The 2,510-nt window shown below is 57.3% G+C and carries 1 protein-coding gene and 1 pseudogene; one reads left to right on the forward strand and one right to left on the reverse strand.

Features of this window, described 5'->3' with window-relative positions:
- Positions 1–212 (forward strand): annotated as a pseudogene (locus V7080_RS25185) (hypothetical protein); the annotation flags it as partial.
- Positions 213–1,280: 1,068 nt separating this feature from the next.
- On the opposite strand, the gene V7080_RS25190 reads toward V7080_RS25185, so the two are convergent.
- Entirely contained in the window at positions 1,281–2,453 is a 1,173-nt protein-coding gene (locus tag V7080_RS25190) for an AI-2E family transporter (RefSeq protein WP_334191118.1), read from the reverse strand.
- Between the last annotated feature and the right edge of the window lie 57 nt (positions 2,454–2,510).

The raw sequence follows: 2,510 nt of genomic DNA on the forward strand, positions 1-2,510 counted from the left end.
GTCTGGTGGAACGCAACACCATGCGCTACTACCTGGCTATTGATGCCTATCTGGACGCCGCCAATGCGGCGCCGTCCGCACAATTCGAGCAGCGCTTGACGCGTTGGTTTGCGGCGGTGGAGCGCTACCCGAAGCAGTTGCATGAGCTGGAGCGGGGCGATTATCTTTCGATGAAACGCGCGGAGAATGCGCGGCAGCAGGCTGTTCGTTGATCCCTCGTTGTGCTGCTATTCCTGGTGCGAGCTTTTACGGTCTTTGCATGAGTGCACTGATCGGATTGCGTTCATCGGGGCTCGATTGTCTGAACGGTCTGATCGATTGCCTCCAAAGGCACCGCAGACGCGTTACTTTGTCAATGGACAAGGCCGAGAATCATCGCATGCATGAAACCTTTTCAACCCGGTCGGCGGCGATGGCAATAAGCTCGCCACGCTGGCGGGTATGGTGAGTGGCGGAGTCTTGGGAAACCAGAAGGAAAAAAGGCAAAAAGGCACTGGCACCGGCCATGTGCCAGATAGCGGTACGTCTCGATAACGGCGGTTATGAGCCGATAGAACAGGAATGCGCGGGAGACTTGCGGGGCGGAGATCGTGCTCGCATTCAAAAAGGACGTGTGGCCCGGTATTGATTGCCTTGGCTCCCATACCGGATCGCCAAACCGCCGCAATGCGCCAATAGGGTCTTGCACCGGCAAGGGGCCATATCAGAGGGGCCGTTTCCACCGCATCGAATACGCCATTTTCATCTTCGTATCCTTCACTGGGGAATGGTCATGCAAGACACCACCAAACATCTTCTCGCCGCGCTGTTGATGGACTCAGGCTGCGCCGCATCGTTCGCTGCGGACAAGGGGCAAAAACACAGCGGAACCGGATCATGCCCGCTGGTATGTCGAGGATGCGACGCCGCTGGCACGCTATCAGACATCAAGGAAAGAAGCCGTTGTCGCCTACAAGGAAGCGCTTGCCGCATGTCGCACCATGCCGTGCACTGAGAATGCGGCATGCACGAAAGACGCGAATGTCAACTACCGGTCGGATATGGCGGATGCCGTCAAGGCACGAGGGCGTTAACGCTGCCGGCAGCGCCGTAGAAAAAGCCGGAAGCAGCACGGAAGTTCTCGGCTGGTTCCGGCTTTGCAGTTAGCAAACAAGCGTCACAGGGCGCTTTCCGGCCGGCGCCCGCTACGTCGAGCACCGGCCAGGCCATTGTTCAGGATGTTGTGGTTACACCGTCTGCACAAGACGATGTGATTGCTGCCCGAGCGACTCCCGTCCGTGTCATTCCCCAAGCAGTTCCGCGATCGGCTGCATGCCTTCGATGCGCTCCGCGATCACTTTCACAATGACGATGATCGGGATTCCCAGAAGCATGCCGGCCATCCCCCACAGCCATCCCCAGAACAGCAAAACGACAAACACGGCGGCCGCATTCATTTTCGCGATTCGCCCTGTCATCCATGTCGTCACAAACGTGCCAACCAGTGTGGCGATTCCCAGCGTCGACGCCAGGACGAACAGCATCATCGAAAACGAGTCGAACTGCATGAAGGCGGTGAGGCCGGTGGCTATTGCGATGAGAAATGGCCCAAAGTAGGGAATGATATGCAGCAGTCCGGCAGCCACTGCCCAGGCGCCGGCATTTTCCAGGCCGATCCAGCGTAGTGCCACCCACATCAAAACTGCAAGCATCGTGTTCGTCACCAGCAGCATGAACATGTAGCGTTGGACCGAACTATTGACGTCCACCAGGATGTTGATAGCGATTTTTTTATTCGATAGCGAGGGCCCGGTCAGTTTCATCAGCATGCGCTTGAATGTGTCACCGGACAGCAGCAGGAAAAAGACCAGAAATATCACGACGGTGGTTTGTCCGATAAAACCGGCTGCGCTGACGGAGCCGGTCCATAGCCATTCATTCAATTTGAATAGCGGGGAAGAGGCCGGCACCACAGCGGATGACCGCTTCATCGCAGACAGCGCGCCGGCTGCCTGGCCTGCGGCTGCTTCGATCTCCGTAGCGGCCGCCTGCATCTTTTGCATCGTGCTGGCTTGCCCGTTTTGCGTACCCTTGATCGCACGCGACAATTGGTGAGCGGCGGCAGGAAGACGCTCGGCGATCGATTTGAACTCGTCGCGCAGCGAATATCCGGCCTGCCCGATGCAAGTCACCAATGCAAGCATTACCGCGCAAGTGCCTAACAGGCGCGGTATGCGAATGCGCTCCATCCAGGCCACCAATGGATTGAGCGTATAGGCAATCAATATGCCAAAGGTCAACGGTATCAGGAATTTCTGCGCCCATTGCAGGGCGAATACGACCGCCACCACCGCAAGAATGGTCAGGCAAAGCCCGCGCGCATTGACCGTTACTTTCGATGGTGCAAGTGGCGTGGTTGCCGGCTCCATGTCCGTCACCGCATTGGTAACCGGCACCTCGGCGACGTGCTGCATCATTTAAGGCTAAGCTGAACAAGCCACTGTTTTTTTGGATTGACGTCGATTTGATCG

Origin of the sequence: Noviherbaspirillum sp. (assembly GCF_036846085.1) — a bacterium.
In the GTDB taxonomy this organism is placed as follows: Bacteria; Pseudomonadota; Gammaproteobacteria; order Burkholderiales; family Burkholderiaceae_D; genus Noviherbaspirillum.